The following is a 22,699-nucleotide window of genomic DNA, read 5'->3' as shown; positions in this document are numbered from 1 at the left end:
GGTGACCCCCCCCCGCCCCCCGCCGGCCCGCGGCGGGGGGGGGGGGGGGCCCCCCCCCCGCCCCCCCCCGGGCGGCCGGCCCGGCCCGGCCGACGAGCGCACGCCCACCGAGCGCCTGGTGGAACTGGCCGAGACCATCAAGGGCTCGGGCGCCAGGAAAGAAGAAGACCTGACGTGGCGCCAGGGCACGGTGCGCGAGCGCCTGACGCACTCGCTGGTGCATGGCATCACCGCCTTCATCGTCGAGGACACCGAGGAAGTCCGGGAGGAAATCATGTCGGCCGGCGGACGGCCCATCGAGGTCATCGAGGGCCCGCTGATGGACGGCATGAACGTGGTGGGCGATTTGTTCGGCTCCGGCAAGATGTTCTTGCCCCAGGTGGTCAAGTCGGCGCGCGTGATGAAGCAGGCCGTGGCGCACCTGCTGCCCTTCATCGAAGAGGAAAAGCGTCAGCTGGCCGAGGCCGGCGGCGACGTGCGCTCCAAAGGCAAGCTGGTCATCGCCACGGTCAAGGGCGACGTGCACGACATCGGCAAGAACATCGTCACCGTCGTCCTGCAATGCAACAATTTCGAGGTCGAGAACATGGGCGTGATGGTGCCCTGCGCCAAGATCCTCGAGAAGGCCAAGGAAATCGGCGCCGACATGGTCGGCCTGTCCGGCCTGATCACGCCCAGCCTGGAAGAAATGGCCTACGTGGCTTCGGAAATGCAGCGCGACCCGTATTTCCGTGAACGCAACATCCCCTTGCTGGTCGGCGGAGCCACCACCAGCAAGGTCCACACCGCCGTGAAGATCGCCCCCAACTACGAGGGCCCGGTGATCTACGTGCCCGACGCCAGCCGTTCCGTGGGAGTGGCCACCAGCCTGATGTCCGATCAGGCGGACGCTTATCTCAAAGGCGTCGCCGACGAATACGAGCGGGTGCGCGAACGCCATGCCAACCGCCAGGCCGTGCCGATGCTGACGATCGAAGAGGCGCGCGCGAACAAGCCGGCGATCGACTGGGCGAGCTACGTCCCGCCGCGGCCGAAGTTCATCGGCCGGCGGACTTTCAAGCATTACGACCTGCACGAGATCCTGAAATTCCTGGACTGGACGCCTTTCTTCCAGTCCTGGGGACTGATGGCGCAGTTCCCGGCCATCCTGACCGACGAAGTCGTGGGCGAGGAAGCCAGCAAGCTTTATGCGGAAGGCCAGGCCATGATGAAGCGTATCGTCGAGGGCCGCTGGCTGACGGCCAATGGCATCGTCGCCTTCTATCCCGCCAACAGTGTCAACGACGACGACATCGAGATCTATCGCGACGAGACCCGCAGCGAGGTGCTGCTGACCTGGCGCGGCGTGCGCCAGCAGACGCAGAAACGCGGCGGCGTGGACAACAAGTGCCTGGCCGACTTCATCGCGCCCAAGGACTCCGGCGTGACCGATTACATCGGGATGTTCGCGGTCACGGGCGGCATCGGCATCGAGCCACACGAAAAGCAGTTCCAGGACGCGGGCGATGACTACTCCGTCATCATGCTCAAGGCCCTGGCCGACCGCCTGGCCGAGGGCTTCGCCGAGACGCTGCACGCCCGGGTGCGTCGCGATCTGTGGGGCTACGTGCCCGACGAGTCCCTGCCCAACGAGGCCATCATCGACGAGCAGTATCAGGGTATCCGCCCGGCGCCCGGCTACCCGGCCTGCCCGGAACACCTCGTCAAACGGGAAATGTTCGACTTGCTCGACTGTGCCGAGATCGGCATGCGGCTGACCGAAGGGTTCGCCATGATGCCGGCCTCCAGCGTCTGCGGCTTCTACCTCAGTCATCCCCAGGCAAAATACTTCAACGTCGGCAATATCGGTGCCGATCAGGTCGCCGATTACGTCCGTCGAACGGGGCGCGACGAGGACGACGTGCGCCGCACCCTGGCCAGCGTGTTGCGCTGAGGCACGATGCACGGCGCCCGACCCGGAGACGACCATGCCGCGCGATGACGCGGCCCGGCGCCGGGAGCTGGGCGCCTTCCTGCGCAGCGCCCGGGCGCGCGTCGCGCCGGCCGACCATGGCCTGCCCCCCGGGGTGCGGCGCCGCACCCCGGGCCTGCGGCGCGAGGAGATCGCCCAGCTGTGCGGGATCAGCGCCACTTGGTACACCTGGATCGAACAGGGCCGCGACGTGTCCGTGTCCGTCGATGTCTGGTGCCGCTTGGCCGACGCGCTGCGGCTGGCGCGCGCCGAGCGGCATTATCTGTTCAGCCTGGCCGAGTGTGCCGACCCGCAGGCCGGCCATCTGGATGCGATCGCCCTGCCCGACGGGCTGCAGGATTGCGTCGACAGCATCCGCTGTCCGGCCTACGTGCTGGACCAGGCCTGGAACGTGCTGGCCTGCAACGCCGCCCTGTTGCGCGTGTTCGACGGCTGGCCCGTTCGCGGGCAACCCAACTTGTTGCGCTATATCTTCCTGGATCCGGCCGCGCGTACGCTGGTGGTGGACTGGGAAGAGCGCGCCAGCCGGGTGGTGGCCGAATTCCGCGCGGACGTGGCGGCGCTGGCGGGCGAACCGGGCATCGGCGCGCTGGTGGCCGAATTGCAGGCCGGCAGCCCCCTGTTCGCCCGGGCCTGGACGCGCCAGGTCGTGGTGGACCGGGAAGGCGGCCTGCGTGAATTCCAGCACCCGGCGGACGGACGGTTGCGTTTCCGGCAGTTCACCTTCCGGCTGGCGATCCGGCCGGATTGCAAACTGGTGATGCTGCTGAACGATTGAGGATCCTCATTCCCGCGCGCGCAACTGGCTGCCCGCGCGAGCCGGCAGGCGCCGGAAGGACAGGGCGGATGCCGCCACGATCGCGGCGATGACTGCGAACCCCCACATCACATCGATGCGGTCGGCCTCGGTGCCGCCGCGCAGCGTCATGCTGAGATTCAGGGTCATCGCCGCGCAGGCCACCCCCAGGCTGATGCCCAACTGCTGGGCCGTGGCGGCGAAACTGCTGGCCCGGCTCATTTGGGCGGAATCCAGGTCCGCATAGGTCAGGGCGTTGACGGCGGTGAATTGCAGCGAGCGGAAAAAGCCACCGACCAGCAGGACCGCCACCATGGCCCAGATCGGCGTGTCGGCCTGGAACAGGGCGCAGGCGGCGGTGAAGGCCGCCGCGATCAGGGCGTTGGCGATCAGGACGCGGCGGAAGCCGAAGCGGCGCACGATGGGCGTGGCCACCAGCTTCATCAGCATCGCCCCGGCGGCCGACGTGAAGGTGATCATCCCGGCCGAGAACGCCGACAGGCCGAAGCCCACCTGCAGCAGGATGGCCAGCAGGAAGGGCGAGGCGCCGACGGAGAAGCGGCACAGGTTGCCGCCCAGCACCGACACGGCGAAAGTCCGGGTGCGCAGCAGGCTCAGGTCGATGATGGGGTAGGTGACGTGGCGGGCGTGGCGGACGTAGAGAATGCCGCAACCCAGGCCCAGACACAGCAGCCCCGCAGTCGGCCAGAGCCCCAGGCCGCCGTGCCCGGCGGCTTCCAGGCAGGTCATCAGGGCCGCCATGGCGACGCCGCTGAGCAGGAAGCCCATGGTGTCCAGCCGGGGCCGGCTGGCGGGCACGTCACGGGCGATCCAGCGCCGCACCATGGCGATGCCCAGGATGCCCACGGGGATGTTGATCAGAAAGATCCAGTGCCAGGACGCGTAGGTGACGAGGAAGCCGCCGACCGGTGGGCCGATGACCGGTCCCAGCAGGGCGGGGATGGTGAGGAAGGCCATGGCCTTGAGCAGGTCGGCCTTGGGGATGCGGCGCAGCAGGATGATGCGCCCGACCGGCACCATCATGGCGCCGGCGGCGCCCTGGACGACCCGGGCGGCGACCAGCTGGCCCAGGGTGCCGCTGGCTGCGCAGGCGATGGATCCCAGGGTGAACAGCGCGATGGCCGCCAGGAATACGGCACGGGCGCCGAACCGGTCCGCCGCCCAGCCGCTGATGGGCACGAACACAGCCGTCGCCAGCAGATAGGATGTGATGGTGACATTCATGTGCACCACCGTGGTGCCGAAATCCAGCGCCATGGTCGGCAGGGCGGTCGCCACGACCGTGGAATCCAGCATCTGCATGAACAGCGCGCAGCCGACGATGAAGGGGATCATCCGGATTTCGCGCGACGAGGCGGCGGGCGGTACGGGGATGCGATGCTGGGATTCTGGCATGGACGGGCGTGAGCGGGGCCGAGTGCAGTAAACTTGGAGCCCATCGGTCATGGAAAACGGCTACGGCACCATTATGGCAAACAACTTCACCTCTGAACTGACCCAGTTCCTGAACCAGTACAAAACGGATCATCCCGACACGGAGTCGCGCCAGTTCGCCGGCCGCGCGCGCCTGTGGGACAAGGACCTGGACCCGGAGCAGCAGGAAGGCTTCCGGGCCGCCCGCGTGCCCCAGGATCCCTACGTCTACTATCAGAAGGCCTGACCGGGGGCCATGCCTCCCCGGCCGCCCGATCCCGGGCTGGACGCCCTGATGGCGCCCACGGAAGACAGTACCCCCGACGTGGTCGACCACGTCGCCTTGGCGCGCCTGTATGGCGAACCGCTGTTCTCCATTCCCCAGGATCTCTACATCCCGCCCGACGCCCTCGAGGTCTTCCTGGAAGCCTTCGAGGGACCGCTGGATCTGCTGCTCTACCTGATCCGCAAGCAGAACTTCAACGTGCTCGACATCCCCATGGCCGAGGTCACCGCCCAGTACCTGGCCTACGTCGATCAGGTGCGGCAATCGAACCTGGAACTGGCGGGCGAATACCTGCTGATGGCGGCGCTGCTCATCGAGATCAAGTCGCGCATGCTGCTGCCGGTGCGCCAGTCCGAGAGCGGCGAGGAAGCCGAGGATCCGCGTGCCGAATTGGTGCGCCGCTTGCTGGAATACGAGCGCATGAAACTGGCGGCCCGGCGTCTTGACGACATGCCGCGCGTCGGGCGCGATTTCCTGGTGGCCCACGCCGCGGCCGATTTCGAGGTCGCGCGGCTGCTGCCGGAAGTATCGGCGGACGACCTGCGCGAGGCCTGGTCGGCGATCATGCACCGGGCGCGCCTGAACGCCAGCCATCGCATCACCCGGGAGCAGTTGTCCGTGCGCGACCACATGAGCCATATCCTGCGTCGCCTGTCGGATGTGCGCTTCATGGAATTCACTGAACTGTTCCTCGAACGTGTCCGCATGGGCGAGCCGGCCGCCGTCATCGTGGTCCATTTCCTGGCGCTGCTGGAACTGGCCCGCGAATCCCTGCTGGAAATCACCCAGGCGGCGCCTTACGCGCCGCTCTACGTCAGACTGTCCTACACGCGCTCGGCCTGAGGCCGCTCGCCGGAGAATCCCCCGTGAAAGTCGTCCATTCCATCGAGGCCTTGCGCGACCAGTTGCGCGGCCAGCTGCGCGTCGCCTTCGTGCCCACCATGGGTAATCTGCATGCCGCGCACCTGTCGCTGATGCGGCTGGCGCGTCAGCATGGCGACCCCGTGGTCGCCAGCATCTTCGTCAACCGGCTGCAGTTCGGTCCGAACGAGGATTTCGACCGTTATCCCCGGACCCTTGCCGAGGACATCGAGAAGCTCGAGGCCGAGCGTGACGTCTACGTGCTGTTCGCGCCCGACGAGCGCGAGCTGTATCCCGAGCCGCAGAACTTCCGCATCCAGCCCGCCGAATCCCTGGGCAAGATCCTGGAGGGCGAGTTCCGGCCCGATTTCTTCATGGGCGTGAGCACCGTGGTGCTGAAACTGTTTTCCTGTGTCCAGCCGCGCGTGGCCGTATTCGGCAAGAAGGACTACCAGCAATTGATGGTGGTGCGTGCCATGTGCCGCCAGTTCCAGCTGCCCGTGGAAATCATCGCCCACGAAACCGTGCGCGATGAGGACGGTCTGGCGCTGTCCTCCCGCAACCGCTATCTCGGCGCGCAGGAGCGGGCCGAGGCGCCCAATCTGTACGGCCTGCTCCAGCGGGTGCGCGACCAGATCCAGTCCGGCCGGGCGGATGCCGCCGCGGCGGAGGCGCAGGCCATGTTGACCTTGCGCGAGCGCGGCTGGGATCCCGACTATGTCGCCGTGCGCCGTCAACGCGATCTGATGCCCCCCACCGCCCAGGAAATCCGCGATGGCGAGCCCCTGGTCGTGCTGACGGCCGCCCGCCTGGGGGCGACGCGGCTGATCGACAATCTGGAGTTCCAGAGCCTGGATTCCGAGGGCGCGGCAAGCTGTCAGAACTGACAGGTGCGGACTCCGCGTGGGTCATGCAGAATCCCCCTGCATACAACAATGAACAGGGGGAGCATCCATGCAGGAAAACCATTCGATCCGTGCATACCCGGACGGCCGGGATACGTCGCTGAGCCGCCTGACGGTGCGTGAACGGGAAGTCACGGACTATCTCACCCGGGGGCGGTCCAATAAATACATCGCCGCCGAACTCGGGGTCACGCAGCGGACGATCGAGGCCCATCGGGCGCGGATATTTCAGAAATTGCGTGTGCGCAACGCGGTCGAATTGACCCGCTACTGTCTGTCGGGCGATCCGCCCTGTCCGGACACCGGCACGGCCGTTTCGGGACCGTCCGCCTTGGGCGCCGTCCCGACTTCGCCCGGACTCAGCGTGCGGTGCAGGCTTCGGCCGGTTGCGATGCCAGCTCCTGGATGGGGTCGATATCTGCCTGGCGGGTCAACCGCGATTCCAGCAAAGGCGCCTGGCCGTCCATCCGGGTCAGGCGCAGGACGTTCGCCTGGATGAATTCCAGCGTGGCCCGGGCCTGGTCGCCGGTTTGCAGCACGATGCCGACGGGCTCGGTCGACACCAGATGCCAGCAGCCCATGGACGCCGTGGCCGTTGTGCCGTCCAGTGGCTTGCTGCGGGCGCGCCATTGGCCGTCCGGCGCCAGGGTCAGGGTCATGCGTCGCGCGGGACAGGCCTGTTGGCCGGCGGGGCAAGCGACAGTGCCCAGGTAGGTGCGGGTCTCGGCCAGCTCAGTGGGGATTTTCACGGGGGTTGCGGGGCGGGCGGGTTGTCCGGCCGCGTTTTCGGCGCCAGCACCGGTGCCGCTTTCCGAAGCCGGCTTTTTCTGGCTGTCGGCGCCGAATCCGAATTGCAATTGCGCGGGGGCGACCGTGCCCGCGTCGCCCTGGGCGCGATGCCGGGCGTCGGACGCCGTGTCGCCGCGCGGGACGTCATAGAAGCCGGGTTCGCGCTGCTGGGCGCAGGCGGCCAGCAACGCCAGCAGCGCCAGGCTGAATAGGCGGGGGATCGTGGTGGAAAGGGCGCGCGGCATGGTCATGACAGACAGGATCGTGAAGCCGCCATTCTACGCATTTGAGGGGGGCTTGGCGATGGGGAGCGGCGCAATGGCCGGGTGGGCGGACGGTGCGTTCCAGGGGTTGGCGATCCTGGCCGCCGCCGCGCAGGGCGCGGCTGGCTGGGGCGCGTACGGGTTGAACGCGGCGGCGGGCGCGGGCGCGGGTGTCTTCCTGGTACGTTGGGCCGAGGCCTACGCGGCGCGCCTGGCGGCCGGCGCGCCAGCCACGGCGCGCACGCTCTGGGCCGCGGCGGTGGATGCTCCGTCGCGGCCCTGGCGGCCAGCCCGGGATGGATCGATGGCGGTGCTGTTGGGCTTGGTGGCGGGGCTGCTGGCCGCCGCAGGCGCCCCCGGGCTCGCGCCGCTGGCGATCGTCCTGGCCGCGCTGGCCTGGATCGATACGCGCAGTGGTCTCCTGCCGGACGCGCTCACCTTGCCGCTGATGGCGGCCGGCTGGCTGCTGGGTGCCCGGAATCCCATGTCCGCCGTCATCGCTTCCGTCCTGGCCTGGGCGGGCCTGGCCGGCATGGCATGGCTGTATCGCCATCTGCGCGGACGGGATGGTTTCGGCGGCGGCGACGTGAAGTGCCTGGCGGCGCTGTCGGGCTGGCTCGGGCTGGAAGCCGCCGCCGGCATCCTCTGGCTTGCCTGCGTGCTGGGGCTGTTCGGCGGCCTGGGGCGGCGTGGCGGCTGGCGGCGGCCCTATCCTTTCGGGCCCTGCATCGCCCTGGCGGCCGCCGCATGGGTGCTGGCCCCGCTGGCGATGCGGGCTTGCGGTACAGTCATGATTCCGAATCATCATGCGGAGATGCCATGTTTTCCATCGGCCTGACCGGGGGCATCGGCTCGGGCAAGTCCAAAGTGGCCGACTGGCTGGCCGAATGGGGGGCGACGGTGATCGACACCGACCGGATCGCCCACGATCTGACGGCGCCGGGCGGCGCGGCCATCGAACCGCTGCGGGCCGCTTTCGGCACGGAGGCGATCGGGTCCGACGGCGCGTTGGACCGGGACTGGATGCGCGCCCGCGTTTTCGCCGATCCGGCGGCCCGCCGGCGGCTTGAATCCGTGCTTCATCCCATGATCGACCGGTCCGTGCGCGACCAGGCCGCACGGGCGCGGGGGCGCTACCTGGTGTTCGTCGTGCCGCTGCTGGTCGAATCCGGTCGCTGGCGCGACCGGGTGGACCGTGTCTGCGTGGTGGACTGCGATCCCGAGACCCAGGTGGGCCGGGTGCGGGCGCGCAGCGGGCTGACGCGCGACACCATTGAGCGTATCATGTCCGCTCAGGCATCCAGGGCGGATCGCCTGGCCGCTGCCGACGACGTCATCGTCAATGATGGCTCCACCGATCTGGACACGCTGCGCCAGAACGTCTCCCTGCTTCACCAGGCCTGGTGCGACCGCGCGTCCCGGCCGACGGATGGACGCACCACTCATGGATAGGGTCTTTTGCGCGTGATTCTGTACGAGTATCCCTGTAATGAACGTGTACGCACCCTGCTGAGGGTCGAATACCTGTTCGACCGCCTGTTCTTCTTCGCCCGGGGCGAAGACGCCCATTGCCATCAGATCGCCATGACCACGCTGTTCGATCTGCTGGACATCTGTGAACGCGCCGACGTCCGTACGGCCGTGCTCCAGGACATGGACCGGCACCGTTCCGCGCTGTCGGCGTTGCGCGAGCATCCCGGCGTCGACGGCGTCACGCTGGACAAACTCCTGACGGAAATCCAGGCGGTGTCGGCGGCGCTCGCCGGGCAGGGCCGCATCGGCCAATGCTTGCGCGACAACGAATGGCTCGCCAGCCTGCGCGGGCGCATCACGGTGCCGGGCGGATCCTCGCCCGTCGACATGCCTTCCTACTATTCCTGGCAGATCAAGCCATCCGATACGCGGGTCGCCGACCTGCGTGGCTGGATCGAACCGTTGATGCCGCTGCACCGGGCCATGGCCCTGATCCTGCAATTGCTGCGTGATGCCGGCGATGCACGCGATCAAATGGCCGGCCAGGGCGCCTATCAGGAAATGCTGGGCGGCAAGTCTTTCCAGTTGCTGCGTGTCTGGGTCGATCCGGCCCTGGGCGTGTTCCCGGAAGTCAGCGCCAACAAGTACGTCATCTGGGTGCGTTTTTCATCGCAGGACAACGAACTCAAGCCCCAGCCGGTCGGCCGCGACATCGCCTTCCGCCTGGCCCGCTGCAATCTGTAGGATTCCATCGTCATGACCAACGCAACGACGCGGCCCTGGTGGGCGCGCCGCAGGATTCTGGTGTGGATGGCGGCATGCGGTGTGGCGGCGTTCGTTCTGTGGCATTTCTGGCCGGGCGCGGCCGACGGGCCCGGCGGGCGGGGTTTCCGGATGGGCGGGCAGGCGACACCGGTGTCCGTCGCGCGTGCCGAGTCCGGCCGGATCGATCGCAGTGTGCGGGCGCTGGGGACTGTCACGCCGCTGGCGACCGTCACCATCCGCTCGCGTGTGGACGGCCCGCTGCAGTCGGTGGATTTCGCCGATGGCCAGACCGTGCGGGCCGGCGACGTGCTGGCGGTGATCGATCCCAGGCCTTTCCGCATCCAGCTGGACCAGGCCCTGGGCCAGCAGATGCAGCATGCCGCGCAGCTGGATCAGGCGCGCCGCGACCTGGCCCGCTACGAGCAATTGTTCAAGCAGGATTCCGTGGCCCGCCAGCAGCTGGATTCCGCGCGGGCCCTGGTGCGCCAACTCCAGGGGCAGGCGAAATCGGATCAGGCGGCGGTGGACGACGCCCGGCTGCAATTGGGCTACACCGAGATCCGCGCGCCCGTCGATGGCCGCCTGGGCCTGCGCAAGGTCGATGTGGGCAACATGATCCGCGCCTCTGACGCCGACGGCCTGGTCGTGCTGACGCAGAGCCGGCCGATCGATGTGGTCTTCTCCATTCCTCAAACACGCCTGCAGGACCTGCTCGAGGCGCGCCGCGCCGAGCCCGGCCTGCGGACGCAACTGTTCGGCGATGTCGCGGGCACGGCGCTGGCCACCGGAACCCTGGTGGCGGTGGACAATCAGATCGATGTGGCCACCGGCACCGTCCGGCTCAAGGCCCGTTTCGACAACGCCGACGAGTCCCTCTTCCCCAATCAGTTCGTCCAGGTCCGCCTGCGTCTGGGCGTGCAGGATGGGGTGACCCTGCCTCTGAGGGCGGTGCAGCGCAGTTCGCAGGGCGAATACGTCTATCGCGTGGACGCCGAACGCAAGGCCCGGGTCGTGCCGGTCGTGACCGGGGTGGATGACGGCGAGCGGGTGGTGGTCGAATCCGGTATCCAGGCGGGCGACACGGTGGTGGTCGAAGGCACGGACCGCTTGCGCGACGGCAGCGATGTGGAAATCGTCGTGCCCGAGGCCTCGGGCGCCGTGTCGTGAACCTGTCGCGCCTGTTCATCCTGCGGCCGGTCGCCACGACCCTGGCGATGGTCGCGCTGGCGTTGGCGGGCCTGCTGGCTTACCGCGAATTGCCGGTGTCGGCGCTGCCCCAGGTGGATTTTCCCACCATCCAGGTCACCACCCTGTATCCGGGGGCCGGGCCGGATGTCATGACCGCGCTGGTGACTTCGCCGCTGGAGCGTCAGTTCGGACAGATGCCGGGCCTGTCGCAGATGCTGTCCACCAGTTCGGGGGGCTCGTCGCGCATTACCCTGCGCTTTGACCTGGGCCTGCCGCTGGACGTGGCCGAACAGGAAGTCCAGGCGGCCATCAACGCGGCCTCGAATCTGCTGCCTCCGGACATGCCTTCGCCGCCGATCTACAGCAAGATCAATCCGGCCGATGCCCCGGTGATGACCCTGGCGGTGACGTCCCCCACGCTGCCGCTGCCCCAGGTGCGCGACCTGATCGAGGTGCGCGTGGCGCAGAAGCTGTCCCAGATCAGCGGCGTGGGGCTGGTCAGCGTGGCGGGCGGCCAGCGGCCGGCCGTGCGCATCCAGGTCGATCCGCAGGCGCTGGCGGCGCATGGCCTGACGCTGGCCGACGTGCGCAAGGCCGTGAACCAGTCCAACGTCAACCAGCCCAAGGGCAATCTGGACGGACCGCAGCGCTCGATCACCATCAGCGTCAACGACCAGCTCAAGGATCCGGCCGAATACGAGCGCCTGATCCTGGCGTACGAAAATGGCGCGCCGCTTCGGCTGGGTGACGTGTCGCAGGTGCGCCGCGCGGCGGAGAACCGCGACCAGGCCGCCTGGTTCGGCCGCACGCCGGCCATCCTCCTGAACATCCAGCGCCAGCCGGGCGCCAATGTGATCGAGGTGGTGGATCGCGTCCGGGCCTTGCTGCCCGGCCTGCGGGCCACGTTGCCCACCGGCGTGGATCTGCGGGTGGCGTCGGACCGCACGCGCACGATCCGCGACTCGGTGGCCCATGTGCAGATCGAGATGCTGCTGGCCATCGCCCTGGTGGTGGCGGTGACCTTTGTGTTCCTGCGGACCTGGCGCGCCACCCTGATTCCCGGCGTGGTGGTTCCCTTGTCCCTGGTCGGGACCTTCGCCCTGATGGCACTGCTGGGGTTCAGCATCAACAACCTGACCCTGATGGCCCTGACCATCGCCACCGGTTTCGTGGTGGACGATGCCATCGTCATGATCGAGAACATCGCCCGCCATATCGAGGAAGGCGAAACCGCGATGGCGGCCGCGCTGCGCGGGGCCAGGCAGATCGGCTTCACCCTGGTGTCGCTGACCCTGTCGCTGATCGCGGTGCTGATCCCGCTGCTGTTCATGGGCGACGTGGTCGGGCGTCTGTTCCGCGAGTTCGCCGTCACCCTGGCCGTCGCCATCCTGCTGTCGCTGCTGATCTCCCTGACGCTCACGCCCATGATGTGCGCGCGCATGCTGAGACCGGAATCCGAAGAGCGGCACGGTCCTTTCCTGCGAGGCACAGGGGTGTTGATGGACAGGCTGATCGCCGCCTACGACCGGTGGCTGACCTGGGTGCTGGCGCACCAGCGTGCGACCCTGTGGGCGTTCCTGGCGACGCTGGGCGTCACGGCGAGCCTGTACGTCGCCATCCCCAAGGGCTTCTTCCCGCAGCAGGACACGGGGATGGTGCAGGCCATCACGCAGGGACCGCAGTCGGCCTCGTTCCAGGTCATGGACCGCCTGCAGCGGCAGGCCGTCGAGCGGGTGCAGGCCGATCCGGCCGTGGATTCGGTGGCATCCTTCATCGGCATCGACGGCGACAATGCCACGCTGAACACCGGCCGTCTGCAGATCACGCTCAAACCGCTGAACGAACGCCGGGACCGGGCGGACATCGTGATCGCACGCCTGCAGGCGGCCTTGAGGCGGGTCGTGGGCCTGGAGGCCTGGTTGCAGCCGGTGCAGGAACTGTCGGTCGAGGATCAGGTCAGCCGCGCCCAGTTCCAGATGACGCTGGCCAGCCCGGACGAGGCCGCGCTGGCCGAATGGACCCCCCGGCTGGTGGATGCCCTGCACGCGCTGCCGCAACTGCGCGACGTGGCCGGCGATCTTCAGGATCGCGGCCTGGCGCTGGCCGTGGTGGTGGATCGCGACGCGGCGGCTCGTTTGGGCGTCACTCAGGCCTCGATCGACGATGCCCTGTACGACGCTTTCGGCCAGCGCCTGATTTCCACGATCTACACCCAGTCGGCCCAGTACCGGGTGGTGCTGGAGGCCGATGCGGACCTGCTCGACGGCGGCCCCGCGGCGCTGCGGCGCCTGCACGTGCCGACGGCCTCGGGCGGAGTCACGCCCTTGTCCACCGTGGCGCGCTTCGAGCCCGGGCTGGCGCGCCTGGCCGTGCAGCGCCTGGATCAGTTCCCGGCCGCCACCGTGTCGTTCGGCCTGACGCCGGGCACCGCCCTGTCCGACGCCGTGCGGGCCGTCGAGTCGGCACGCGCGGCGCTGGGCGTGCCGGACTCGGTCGAGATCCGCTTCCAGGGCGCGGCCCGGGCTTTCCAGGCTTCGCTGTCCAGCACGCTGTGGCTGTTGCTGGCGGCCGTCGTGACCATGTACATCGTGCTGGGCGTGCTGTATGAAAGCCTGATCCATCCGGTCACCATCCTGTCCACGCTGCCTTCGGCGGCCATCGGGGCGCTGTTGGCGCTGTGGCTGGGCGGCGCGAACCTGGACATGATCGGCGTGATCGGCATCATCCTGCTGATCGGGATCGTCAAGAAGAACGCCATCCTGATGATCGATTTCGCGCTGGACGCCCAGCGCGAGCGCGGCCTGGGGCCTCAGGCCGCGATTCACGAGGCGGCCCTGCTGCGTTTTCGCCCCATTCTGATGACGACCCTGGCCGCTTTTTTTGGCGCCATCCCACTGATGCTGGCTGCGGGATCAGGCGCGGAACTGCGCCAGCCGCTTGGCCTGGCCATGGTGGGCGGGCTGCTGTGCAGCCAGGTGTTGACACTGTTCACCACGCCCGTGATCTACCTGTTGTTCGAACGACTGGGGCGTCGGCGTGCGGTAGGTGGCTGACATGCGGTTCTTTGCCCTGTTCCTGCAGCGGCCGGTGGGCACATCGCTTCTGTGCCTGGCGCTGGCTTTGGCCGGGGCGCTGGCGCTGCGTTTCTTGCCGGTGGCTCCATTGCCGCAGGTGGATCTCCCGATGATCATGGTCTCGGCCTCGCTGCCGGGGGCCAGCCCCGAGACCATGGCCTCCAGCGTTGCCATGCCCCTGGAGCAGTCGCTGGGCGCGATTGCGGGGCTGGACAGCATGAACTCGCGCAGCAGAGAGGGCCAGACCACGATTGTCCTGGTGTTCGATCTCGACCGGGACATCAACAGTGCGGCGCGCGATGTCCAGGCAGCCATCAACGCTGCGCGGCCCATGCTGCCCTCGGGCATGCGTGACAACCCCACCTACCGCAAGGTGAACTCTTCGTCTTCGCCCATCATGACGCTGGCGTTGACTTCGGACACTGCCACGCGCGGCGAGCTCTACGACCTGGCGTCCACCGTGCTGGCGCAGAAGCTGGCCCAGGTCAACGGGGTGGGGCAGGTGACGCTGGGGGGCAGTTCGTTGCCGGCCGTGCGCGTGCTGGTGAACCCGCGGGCGCTGGAGTCCATGGGAATCCCGCTGGACCGCGTGCGCCAGGTCCTGCAGGACGTGAACTCGCTCAAGCCGGGCGGGCTGGCGCGGCGCGGCGATACCCAGTGGCAGATCCATTCCGACGGGCAGTTGCGCAAGGCCGCCGACTACGCGCCTCTGATCGTGGCATGGCGCGACGGCCGCCCCGTGCGGCTGAGCGACGTGGCGCGCATCGAGGATTCGGTCGAGGACACCAATCAGGTCGGTTATTTCAACGACCGTCCCGCCGTGCTGCTGATCATCCGCCGACAGGCCGACGCCAACATCATCGAGACCGTCGATGCCATCCGCGCGCTGCTGCCGGCATTCCAGTCGCTGCTGCCCGATCGGGTGCGCCTGGCCGTGGCCCAGGACCGTACGCCCAGCATCCGGGCCTCGCTGTCCGAGGCCGAGCTGACCCTGGTGCTGTCGGTCGTGCTGGTCGTGGCCGTGGTGCTGGTCTTTCTGGGTGACTGGCGCGCCGCCCTGATCCCGGCCGTGGCCGTGCCGGTCTCGCTGGTCAGCACTTTCAGCGTGATGTGGTGGTTCGGCTTCACCCTCAATACGATTTCCCTGATGGCCCTGATCGTGGCCACCGGCTTCGTCGTGGACGATGCCATCGTGGTGCTGGAAAACATCATGCGCTACATCGGGCGCGGCATGCGCCCGGCGCGTGCCGCCCTGCGCGGCGTGACCGAGGTCGGCTTCACCGTGTTGGCCATGAGCCTGTCGCTGATCGCCGTCTTCATTCCCTTGTGGCTGGTGGGCGGTCTGGTGGGGCGGTTGTTCAAGGAGTTCGCCGTTACCCTGTCGGTGGCCATCGTGGTGTCGCTGCTGGTGTCGGTGACGCTGACCCCGGTCATGGCGGCGCGCCTGCTGCGCGCGCCGGCCGCGCACGAACCGCCGCCACGGGGCCTGCTGCGGCGATGGCTGAGCCGTTGCGGCCAGGCGGGCGAGGCCGCCTACAGGCGGTCCCTGCGCTGGTCCCTGGACCATGGGCGCATCGTCCTGCTTTTGCTCGTGGCCACGATCGGCGTGAACGTCTATCTGTACGCCAGTATTCCCAAAGGGTTTTTCCCGCAACAGGATACGGGGCAATTGCTCGGTTTCTTCCGCGTGGATACCGGCATGTCCTTCGACGAGACCCAGGTCCGGTTGGACGCGTTCCGCCGCGCACTGCTGGCCGATCCGGCGGTGGACACCGTTACCGCCTACGCCGGCGGACGGGGCGGCAGCAACTCCAGTTTCATCCAGGTGCAGCTCAAGCCGCTGAGCGAGCGCACGGCCAGCGCCAGCGACGTCGTCGACCGCCTGCGGCCCCGTTTCGAGCACACGCCCGGGGCGCGCATGTTCCTGGTGCCGCAGCAGGACATCTTCGTGGGCCACTCTTCGCGGGCGGGCTCCTATTCCTATATGTTGATGGGCAGCGACCTGGCGTTGCTGAGCCAGTGGCTGCCGCGCGTGCGCAATGTCCTGGCCGCGCTGCCCGAGCTGGTCGATGTGGACGACGACGTCGAGGACAAGGGGCGCCGGGTGGAACTGGTCGTCGATCGGGACGCCGCGCGGCGGCTGGGCGTGCAGATGGCGGATCTGGCGGGGGTGCTGAACAACGCCTTCAGCCAGCGGCAGGCGGCCGTGCTGTACGGCGCGCTGAACCAGTATCACGTCGTCATGGCGGTGCAATCCCAGTACGCCCGCGATCTGCATTCCCTGCGGGCACTGGGCGTGCTCAACGCCGCCGGCGAGCGCATCCCCCTGACGGCCTTCACCCGGATCACCGAGGGCACCGCGCCGCGCTCGGTCCACCACGAGGGCCTGCTGGCGGCCGATTCGGTGTCCTTCGGTCTGGCGCCAGGGGTATCCCTGGATCAGGCGCTGACGGCCATCGACCGGGCCGTGGCGCGCATCGGCCTGCCGACGCAGGAACTCCAGGCGGGGCTCGACCAGAGCGCCAGCATGATGCGCGACGCGGTGGCGCAGCAGCCCTGGATGCTGGTGGCGGCGCTGGCGGCCATGTACCTGGTGCTGGGCATGCTGTACGAAAGCACCATCCATCCGGTCACCATCCTGTCCACACTGCCCTCTGCAGGGATCGGCGCCTTGCTGGCCCTGCGGCTGGCGGACATGGAATTCACCCTGATTGCGCTGATCGGCGTCTTCCTGCTGATCGGCATCGTCAAGAAGAACGCCATCATGATGGTGGACTTCGCCCTGCAGGCGCAGCGCTGCGAGGGCCTCGATCCGCGCGAGGCCATCTACCGCGCCTGCCTGGCCCGCCTGCGTCCGATCCTGATGACCACGCTGTCGGCCATGCTGGGCGCGCTGCCGCTGCTGCTGGCCACGGGGGCCGGGGTGGAGATGCGCCAGCCCCTGGGTCTGACGATCTTCGGCGGTCTGTTGGTCAGTCAGGTGCTCACGCTCTACACTACGCCCGTCGTTTACCTGAGCCTGGATCGTCTGCGTGGATCCCGCCGTCGTGCCGCCCCTTCGCCGCAACAGGAGCCTGCCCCTCATGGCTGATTGTGTGTCCACGCGCCCCGCCGTGCGCGTGCTGCTGGCCATCGTGGCGGCCCTGGCCCTGTCGGCCTGCGCCGTCGGCCCCGATTACCGGCGACCCGTCCAGGACGTCGGGGCGACCTATGCCCACGCGCCGGAAGGCCGCTGGATGCCGGCCGACACCCCGCCGCGCGCATTGCCCTCCGACTGGTGGACCTTGTTCGGCGACGCGGTGCTGGACGAACTGATGCGCCGGATGCCCCAGGGGAATCTGGATCTGGCCCAGGCCGAGGCCCGGTTCCGCGAAGCCCGCGCCGCCCTGGATGCGTCGCGTGCGGGCCTGTTCCCGACGCTGGGGGTGTCGGGCGCCGCGACCCGGGAGGGGCAGGGCGTGTCCAGGGCGGGCAACCCCGCCAATACTTACAGCCTGTCGGCCACCGCCAGTTGGGAAGTCGATCTGTGGGGCCGTGTGCGGCGCGACGTGGAAGCGGCCCGGGCCGGAGAGCAGGCCAGCGCCGCCGACCTGGAGGCCATGCGCCTGAGCCTGCGCTCCACCTTGGCGCAAGCCTATTTCGGTGTGCGGGCCAGCCAGCGTCAGGACGACTTGCTGGCCCGCACACTGGACGAATATGCGCGCGCGCTGGAGATGACGCGCAACCGCCTGGCGGCGGGCGTGGCGTCTCCGGCCGACGTGGCGGCGGCCTCCGTGCAACTGGATCAGGCCCGCGCCCAGCGCATCCGTCTGGGCTGGCAGCGCCAGCAGCGGATTCACGCCATTGCCGTGTTGCTGGGTCAGGTGCCGGGGCGCTTCCGCCTGGCGGACGGCCCCGGTCTGCCGACGGTGCCCGAGGTTCCGGTGGGCGTGCCTTCGGCCTTGTTGCTGCGCCGTCCCGACGTCGCGGGCGCGGAACGGCGCGCGGCGCAAGCCAATGCGCGCATCGGCGTGGCGCAGGCCGCCTGGTTTCCCGACCTGACCCTGAGCGCCCAGGGGGGCTACCGGGCGGCGGAGTTCGCTTCCTGGATCATGACGCCCGCGCGTTTCTGGACGCTGGGGCCGACCCTGGCGATGAGCCTGTTCGACGGCGGCGCGCGCGCCGCCGCCGCGGCCTCCGCCCGCGCGGCCTATGACGCCCAGGCGGCGGCTTATCGCAAGACCGTCCTGGATGCCCTGCGCGAGGTCGAGGATGCCCTGGTCCAGTCGCAGGCGCTGGCCGAGGAGCAGGTCGCCCGGGACCGGGCGCTGGCGGCGGCGCGCGAGACCCTGCGACAGGTCACCAATCAATACCGGGCCGGCCTGGTGGACTACCTGAGCGTGGTCCAGGCCCAGACCAGCGCCCTGAGCGCCGAACAGACCGCCCTGGACGTTCGCGCCGAGCGGCTGACGGCCTCGGCGCAACTGATCGCCGCGCTGGGCGGCGGCTATACGCCTAGCTGACCAGCATCCCGCGGATCGCCGCGATCCCGTGCGCGCCATGCCGGCGCGCGACGTCCAGCGTATCCAGCGATTGGCCCCCGATGGCGAAGACCGGTCGGCCGGCGGCATCCGCCAGGGCGCGGAAGCGCTCCCACCCCAGCGCCGGGAGGCCGGGGTGGCTGTCCGTGTCCAGCGCGTGTCCCAGCACCACGAAATCGGCCTGGAGCTGGCGCGCGCATTCGATGTCATCCGCCGTGTGGGCGGATACCCCCAGCCAGCCCGGTGGGCGTGTGTCGTCTCGCAGGACGCGGGCCGCGTCGCCAGCGCGCAACTGCACGCCATCGGCCTCGGACCACCAGGCGGTAGGATGGACACTGTTGACCAGGCAGCGGGCCCCATGCTGGCGGCACAGGGCCAGCGCGGCCAGGAAAGCCTCGCGCAGCGAGGCCGGATCGCCTTCCCAGCCCGGCTCGCGGAATTGCACCAGTTGCAGACCGCGCAGCAGTTCCTGGCGCAGGTCGGCCAACCAGCCGGCCAGCCGGTCGGGATGGCCGATCCGGCTGATGCGGTAGCGCGTGGGCAGGCGCAGCCAGCGCAGCGGCGGGGCGGCGGCCGGCAACAGCGAGCCGCCACCCGGGCCGATGGGGTGTTCGGATTCGTCCAGGCGGATTTCCCAGGGGTCCACCCAGTCCAGCGCCTGGTTCTCGCGGCCCTGGGGCTCGCCTTCCCAGGCGGTCACCTGGCAGAAGGCCAGTTCGACGATGGTCTTGGGATATTCATGCACGTGCACCACCCAGGGGTAGACGCATGTGGCCCGGATGCCGAGTTCCTCGTCCAGTTCGCGCACCAGGGCCTGTTCGACGGTTTCGCCGGCCTCGATCTTGCCGCCGGGGAATTCCCACCAGCCGGGCCAGGCCTTGCCTTCCGGACGCTGGCCCAGCAGCAGCCGGCCCCGGGAGTCGATGATCAGGCCGGCGGCCACGCGGATGTAGGGTTTGGAGTCAGTCATGGCGGTTTGGAAACGAGAGGAGGGTGGACGACGCCCAGTCAGACATGGCGGGCCGCCCAGTCGCGCGCGAATTGTCGGGCCACCCGTCCGGACCGGGAGCCGCGTTCCAGTGTCCATTGCAGGGCCTCGGTGCGCGCGTCCCGGACCTGGGCCTCGTCGCAGCCGTGGAACCGCAGCCAGTGGCCGACGATGTCCAGGTAGTCGTCCTGTGCAAAGGGGTAGAACGACAGCCACAGGCCGAAACGTTCGGACAGGGAAATCTTTTCCTCGACGGTTTCGCCAGGATGGATCTCGCCGTCGGGCTGGTGCCGGGCCTCCAGGTTCTCGCGCATGTATTCCGGCATCAGGTGGCGCCGGTTCGAGGTGGCGTAGATCAGCAGGTTGTCGCCCGGCGAGGCGACCGAGCCGTCCAGCGCGGACTTCAGCGCCTTGTAGCCGGCCTCGCCCTCCTCGAAGGACAGGTCGTCGCAGAACACGACGTAGCGTTCCGGGCGGTCATGGATGAGTTCGATGATCTGCCCCAGGTCGCCGAGATCCGATTTGTCGATCTCGATCAGGCGCAGGCCCCGGTCCGCATGGGCGTCGAGCAAGGCCCGGACCAGCGAACTCTTGCCCGTGCCGCGCGCCCCGGTCATCAGGACGTTGTTGGCCGGCTTGCCATCCAGGAAAGCCAGGGTGTTGCGTTCGAGGACGGCCTTCTGCCGGTCGACATGGCGCAGATCGTCCAGGTGGATGGGGGCGATGCGGCGGACGGCTTCGAGCCAGCCGCGCGTGCCCCGGCGCTGCCAGCGATAGGCGCGGGCCGTCCAGTCGATGGCGGGCGGGGCGGGCGGCAGCCAGGCTTCGAGCTGGGCCAGCACGCCCATCGCCCGGTTCATCAGCGCCTGCAATTGATCGTCTGCCACGGGGTTCTCCATGTGTCCTGTCGGGTGCGGTCGTGTATTCGGATTCTGCGGAAAGTATAATCTGGCTCTTTGCGGCCGCCGGAGTGGCCGCCCATCAGCATCCGGGTCCGTCTTGAACTTCTCAGAACTGTTCGCTCCCATCGTGTCCGACATGCGGGCGGTCGACGCCGTCATCCGCGCCCGCCTGGATTCCGAAGTCGTCCTGATCCGCACCATCGGCGATTACATCGTCGGCGCCGGCGGCAAGCGCATGCGTCCGGCCATGGTGCTGCTGGTGGCGGGGGCGCTGGGTTACCGGGGCGACAACCACCACCGCCTCGCGGCCGTGGTGGAATTCATCCACACCGCCACGCTGCTGCATGACGATGTGGTGGACGAGTCCGACATGCGCCGCGGCCGCGAGACGGCCAATGCCGTGTTCGGCAACGCCGCCAGCGTACTGGTGGGCGACTATCTGTATTCGCGCTCGTTCGAGATGATGGTCGAGACCGACTCCATGGGCGCCATGGCGGTGCTGTCGGCGGCCACCACCATCATCGCCGAGGGCGAGGTCCTGCAGTTGCTGAACGTGCACGACCCGGACGTCTCGCTGGACCGCTACCTGCAGGTGGTGCGCTACAAGACCGCGAAGCTGTTCGAGGCCGCCGCGCAGGTGGGGGCGATCATCTCCGGCGCGACGCCGGAACAGGAGACCGCCGCGGCCACCTATGGCCGGCACATCGGCACGGCTTTTCAACTGATCGACGATGTGCTGGACTACAGCGGCGACGTCCAGACCCTGGGCAAGAACGTGGGCGACGATCTGCGCGAGGGCAAGCCCACCCTGCCGCTGATCCGGGTGCTGGAAACCGGTACGCCGGAGCAGCGCGACCTGATCCGCGGCGCCATCGAGACCGGCGACGCCGACTTCGAGGCCGTGGCGCGCGCCATTCACGCCACCGACGCGCTGGACTATACCCGCCAGGCGGCCCGCGCCGAGGCCGATCTGGCCTGCGAGGCCCTGGCCGTCTTCCCAGATTCCGTTTATCGGGAAACTCTGCTAAAATTCTGTGCTTTCGCGGTCGAGCGAGACCGTTGAAATATTCCCGCTGGTGGGTGTTTGCCTGGTTTTCACCAGGCACCGGCATCCGCCTAGGCAGCACCGTCGGGGTGTAGCTCAGCCTGGTAGAGTACTACGTTCGGGACGTAGGAGTCGCATGTTCGAATCATGTCACCCCGACCATCCATTCCTGCAAAAGCGCACGGCCTGAAGCCGTGCGCTTTTGTTTTTGTGCCGGTGCCCGCAGGCGCGGTCGTGCGGACGCGTCACTTTGCCGTCAGCCTCAGCAACCCCGCGCCGTCGCCGTCCTCGATCACCCAGACCGCGCCGTCGGGCGCCACCGCCACGTCGCGGATGCGCCGGCCCAAGACCCAGCGGTCCGCCTGGCGGGCGGTCCCGTCCGCGCCGAAGACGACGCGCACCAGGCCTTCGGCGCGCAGGCCGCCGATCAGGGCCGAGCCTTGCCAGGCCGGGAATTGCGGCCCATGGTAGAACACCAGCCCCGCCGGCGCGATCACCGGCGTCCAGTACAGGCCCGGTGCGTCGAATTCCGGGCGGGTGGCGTGCCGGGGGATGGGCCAGCCGCTGTACTGGTCGCCGTTCGAGACTTCCGGCCAGCCGTAGTTGCCGCCGGGCCGGATGCGGTTCAGTTCGTCGCCGCCGCGCGGCCCCATTTCATGTTCCCAGAGCGCGCCATCCGGCGCGAAGGCCAGGCCGTAGGGATTGCGGTGGCCCATGCTCCAGGTCAGGGCGCGGATGCCGGCCCGCCCGGCCATCGGATTGTCCGGCGGCGCGGATCCGTCCGGATTCAGGCGCAGGATCTTGCCCCGGGCGGCGTCGGGGTCCTGGGCCGTGTCGGGCTCCATCCGGTCGCCGACGGTCAGGAACAGATGCCTGCCGCCGGGTGAAAAGGCGATGATGCCGCCGGGTTGCCCGCCGCGGCTGGCGGGCTGCTGGCGCCACAGGGTCTCCGGATCACGCAGGCGCGCGCGACCGCCGGATTCCTCCAGCCGGGCGCGGGCCAGGACCAGCGCGCCGCCGCCATCTCCGGGCGCCACGCGGGTGAAGTACAGCAGGCTGTCGCGGGCGAAGTCCGGCGAGGGGGCCACGTCCAGCAGGCCGTTCTGGCCCCGGTCGTCAACCGTCGGCACGCCCTCGATGGCGGTTCTGGCGCCGGACTGCGTGACCAGGAACAGGCGGCCGGCCTTTTCGGTGAGGACGAGGCGGCCGTCGGGCAGGAAGGCGATCGCCCAGGGGCGGTCGAAGGTCGCGACCCGCCGGGCGGCGAACGGGACGGTGCCGTCCGCCGGAAGGGCGCCGGCGTTTTCCGGGGCGGCGCTGCGTGCGCCGGCCGGTGCCAGCGCCAGCAGCGCGGCCAGCGCGAACGCGGCGGGAAGGGCGGGTCGGTTCATGGTGCGCGGACCTTCCGGAAGGTTTCCGATCGGGTTTCCATGACGGA

At 68.9% G+C, this 22,699-nt stretch carries 18 protein-coding genes, 1 tRNA gene and 1 pseudogene; 15 read left to right on the top strand and 5 right to left on the bottom strand.

Annotated elements, in window-relative coordinates:
• Both O4H32_RS04105 and O4H32_RS04100 read left to right on the top strand, forming a co-directional pair.
• Positions 1-1,933, top strand: a 1,933-nt coding sequence (locus O4H32_RS04105) for a vitamin B12 dependent-methionine synthase activation domain-containing protein (RefSeq protein WP_269356915.1), incomplete at its 5' end; no start/stop codon positions are given.
• Between the two features lie 34 nt (positions 1,934-1,967).
• Complete coding sequence (locus O4H32_RS04100) at positions 1,968-2,750, top strand: helix-turn-helix transcriptional regulator (protein ID WP_269356913.1); 783 nt, start codon at positions 1,968-1,970, stop codon at positions 2,748-2,750.
• 6 nt (positions 2,751-2,756) lie between these two features.
• Here the strand turns inward: O4H32_RS04100 and O4H32_RS04095 are convergent, their stop codons facing one another.
• Positions 2,757-4,184, bottom strand: coding sequence for a DHA2 family efflux MFS transporter permease subunit (locus tag O4H32_RS04095; protein ID WP_269356911.1), 1,428 nt, complete (start codon positions 4,182-4,184; stop codon positions 2,757-2,759).
• Positions 4,185-4,257: 73 nt separating this feature from the next.
• Here O4H32_RS04095 and O4H32_RS04090 point away from each other — a divergent pair, with 73 nt between their 5' ends.
• The 4 genes and pseudogenes from O4H32_RS04090 to O4H32_RS04075 all read left to right on the top strand — a co-directional run.
• Positions 4,258-4,449 carry a DUF3460 family protein gene (locus O4H32_RS04090; RefSeq protein WP_269356985.1) on the top strand — a complete coding sequence of 64 codons (192 nt, stop codon included), beginning with the start codon at positions 4,258-4,260 and terminating at the stop codon, positions 4,447-4,449.
• 9 nt (positions 4,450-4,458) lie between these two features.
• Entirely contained in the window at positions 4,459-5,331 is an 873-nt protein-coding gene (locus O4H32_RS04085; RefSeq protein ID WP_269356909.1) for a segregation and condensation protein A, read from the top strand.
• A 23-nt stretch (positions 5,332-5,354) separates the two neighbouring features.
• Positions 5,355-6,236 carry a pantoate--beta-alanine ligase gene (gene panC / locus O4H32_RS04080; RefSeq protein WP_269356907.1) on the top strand — a complete coding sequence of 294 codons (882 nt, stop codon included), beginning with the start codon at positions 5,355-5,357 and terminating at the stop codon, positions 6,234-6,236.
• A gap of 67 nt (positions 6,237-6,303) precedes the next feature.
• Positions 6,304-6,513, top strand: a pseudogene (locus tag O4H32_RS04075) (LuxR C-terminal-related transcriptional regulator); the annotation flags it as partial.
• Between the two features lie 100 nt (positions 6,514-6,613).
• On the opposite strand, the gene O4H32_RS04070 reads toward O4H32_RS04075, so the two are convergent.
• Positions 6,614-7,294 (bottom strand): hypothetical protein, encoded by a 681-nt coding sequence (locus O4H32_RS04070; protein ID WP_269356905.1) that lies wholly within the window; start codon positions 7,292-7,294, stop codon positions 6,614-6,616.
• Positions 7,295-7,361: 67 nt separating this feature from the next.
• Between O4H32_RS04070 and O4H32_RS04065 the strand changes: the two genes are divergently transcribed.
• The 7 genes from O4H32_RS04065 to O4H32_RS04035 are packed head-to-tail and all read left to right on the top strand — an operon-like array spanning position 7,362 to position 18,308.
• Positions 7,362-8,144: a prepilin peptidase gene (locus O4H32_RS04065; RefSeq protein WP_269356903.1), complete on the top strand. Its 783-nt coding sequence runs from the start codon at positions 7,362-7,364 to the stop codon at positions 8,142-8,144.
• Entirely contained in the window at positions 8,126-8,758 is a 633-nt protein-coding gene (coaE, locus tag O4H32_RS04060; protein ID WP_269356901.1) for a dephospho-CoA kinase, read from the top strand. Before O4H32_RS04065 ends, coaE begins: the two co-directional genes overlap by 19 nt.
• 12 nt (positions 8,759-8,770) lie before the next feature.
• Complete coding sequence (zapD, locus tag O4H32_RS04055) at positions 8,771-9,523, top strand: cell division protein ZapD (protein ID WP_269356899.1); 753 nt, start codon at positions 8,771-8,773, stop codon at positions 9,521-9,523.
• Between the two features lie 12 nt (positions 9,524-9,535).
• On the top strand, positions 9,536-10,711 hold the full coding sequence (locus O4H32_RS04050) for an efflux RND transporter periplasmic adaptor subunit (protein WP_269356898.1): 1,176 nt from the start codon (positions 9,536-9,538) through the stop codon (positions 10,709-10,711).
• Complete coding sequence (locus O4H32_RS04045) at positions 10,708-13,785, top strand: multidrug efflux RND transporter permease subunit (protein ID WP_269356896.1); 3,078 nt, start codon at positions 10,708-10,710, stop codon at positions 13,783-13,785. Before O4H32_RS04050 ends, O4H32_RS04045 begins: the two co-directional genes overlap by 4 nt.
• A 1-nt stretch (position 13,786) precedes the next feature.
• Entirely contained in the window at positions 13,787-16,897 is a 3,111-nt protein-coding gene (locus O4H32_RS04040; protein WP_269356894.1) for an efflux RND transporter permease subunit, read from the top strand.
• Positions 16,890-18,308: an efflux transporter outer membrane subunit gene (locus O4H32_RS04035; protein WP_269356892.1), complete on the top strand. Its 1,419-nt coding sequence runs from the start codon at positions 16,890-16,892 to the stop codon at positions 18,306-18,308. The genes O4H32_RS04040 and O4H32_RS04035 overlap by 8 nt, the downstream gene beginning before the upstream one ends.
• Here the strand turns inward: O4H32_RS04035 and O4H32_RS04030 are convergent.
• Positions 18,301-19,296, bottom strand: a complete 996-nt coding sequence (locus tag O4H32_RS04030; RefSeq protein ID WP_269356891.1) for a Nudix family hydrolase — start codon at positions 19,294-19,296, stop codon at positions 18,301-18,303. The genes O4H32_RS04035 and O4H32_RS04030 overlap by 8 nt on opposite strands.
• Positions 19,297-19,334: 38 nt before the next feature.
• Positions 19,335-20,213: an ATP-binding protein gene (locus tag O4H32_RS04025; RefSeq protein WP_269356889.1), complete on the bottom strand. Its 879-nt coding sequence runs from the start codon at positions 20,211-20,213 to the stop codon at positions 19,335-19,337.
• A 100-nt stretch (positions 20,214-20,313) separates the two neighbouring features.
• Between O4H32_RS04025 and ispB the strand changes: the two genes are divergently transcribed.
• Entirely contained in the window at positions 20,314-21,279 is a 966-nt protein-coding gene (ispB, locus tag O4H32_RS04020) for an octaprenyl diphosphate synthase (RefSeq protein WP_269356887.1), read from the top strand.
• Positions 21,280-21,346: 67 nt separating this feature from the next.
• Positions 21,347-21,423, top strand: a tRNA-Pro gene (locus O4H32_RS04015).
• A gap of 83 nt (positions 21,424-21,506) precedes the next feature.
• Here the strand turns inward: O4H32_RS04015 and O4H32_RS04010 are convergent.
• Positions 21,507-22,652, bottom strand: a complete 1,146-nt coding sequence (locus O4H32_RS04010) for a PQQ-dependent sugar dehydrogenase (protein WP_269356885.1) — start codon at positions 22,650-22,652, stop codon at positions 21,507-21,509.
• Positions 22,653-22,699 lie beyond the last annotated feature (47 nt).

Origin of the sequence: Castellaniella denitrificans (assembly GCF_027214045.1) — a bacterium.
Classification (GTDB): Bacteria; Pseudomonadota; Gammaproteobacteria; order Burkholderiales; family Burkholderiaceae_B; genus Castellaniella; species Castellaniella denitrificans_A.
Note: the sequence above shows the minus strand (reverse complement) of the source record. Positions and strands in the feature narration are given on the sequence as shown.

Excerpts from the sequence above, each read along its gene's own strand:
- coaE (WP_269356901.1), top strand. The coding sequence starts at position 8,126 with ATGTTTTCCATCGGCCTGACCGGGGGCATCGGCTCGGGCAAGTCCAAA.
- O4H32_RS04070 (WP_269356905.1), bottom strand. The coding sequence starts at position 7,294 with ATGACCATGCCGCGCGCCCTTTCCACCACGATCCCCCGCCTATTCAGC.
- O4H32_RS04010 (WP_269356885.1), bottom strand. The coding sequence starts at position 22,652 with ATGAACCGACCCGCCCTTCCCGCCGCGTTCGCGCTGGCCGCGCTGCTG.
- O4H32_RS04040 (WP_269356894.1), top strand. The coding sequence starts at position 13,787 with ATGCGGTTCTTTGCCCTGTTCCTGCAGCGGCCGGTGGGCACATCGCTT.
- O4H32_RS04065 (WP_269356903.1), top strand. The coding sequence starts at position 7,362 with ATGGCCGGGTGGGCGGACGGTGCGTTCCAGGGGTTGGCGATCCTGGCC.
- O4H32_RS04090 (WP_269356985.1), top strand. The coding sequence starts at position 4,258 with ATGGCAAACAACTTCACCTCTGAACTGACCCAGTTCCTGAACCAGTAC.
- O4H32_RS04085 (WP_269356909.1), top strand. The coding sequence starts at position 4,459 with ATGCCTCCCCGGCCGCCCGATCCCGGGCTGGACGCCCTGATGGCGCCC.
- O4H32_RS04100 (WP_269356913.1), top strand. The coding sequence starts at position 1,968 with ATGCCGCGCGATGACGCGGCCCGGCGCCGGGAGCTGGGCGCCTTCCTG.
- O4H32_RS04035 (WP_269356892.1), top strand. The coding sequence starts at position 16,890 with ATGGCTGATTGTGTGTCCACGCGCCCCGCCGTGCGCGTGCTGCTGGCC.
- O4H32_RS04030 (WP_269356891.1), bottom strand. The coding sequence starts at position 19,296 with ATGACTGACTCCAAACCCTACATCCGCGTGGCCGCCGGCCTGATCATC.
- O4H32_RS04025 (WP_269356889.1), bottom strand. The coding sequence starts at position 20,213 with ATGGAGAACCCCGTGGCAGACGATCAATTGCAGGCGCTGATGAACCGG.
- O4H32_RS04050 (WP_269356898.1), top strand. The coding sequence starts at position 9,536 with ATGACCAACGCAACGACGCGGCCCTGGTGGGCGCGCCGCAGGATTCTG.
- O4H32_RS04095 (WP_269356911.1), bottom strand. The coding sequence starts at position 4,184 with ATGCCAGAATCCCAGCATCGCATCCCCGTACCGCCCGCCGCCTCGTCG.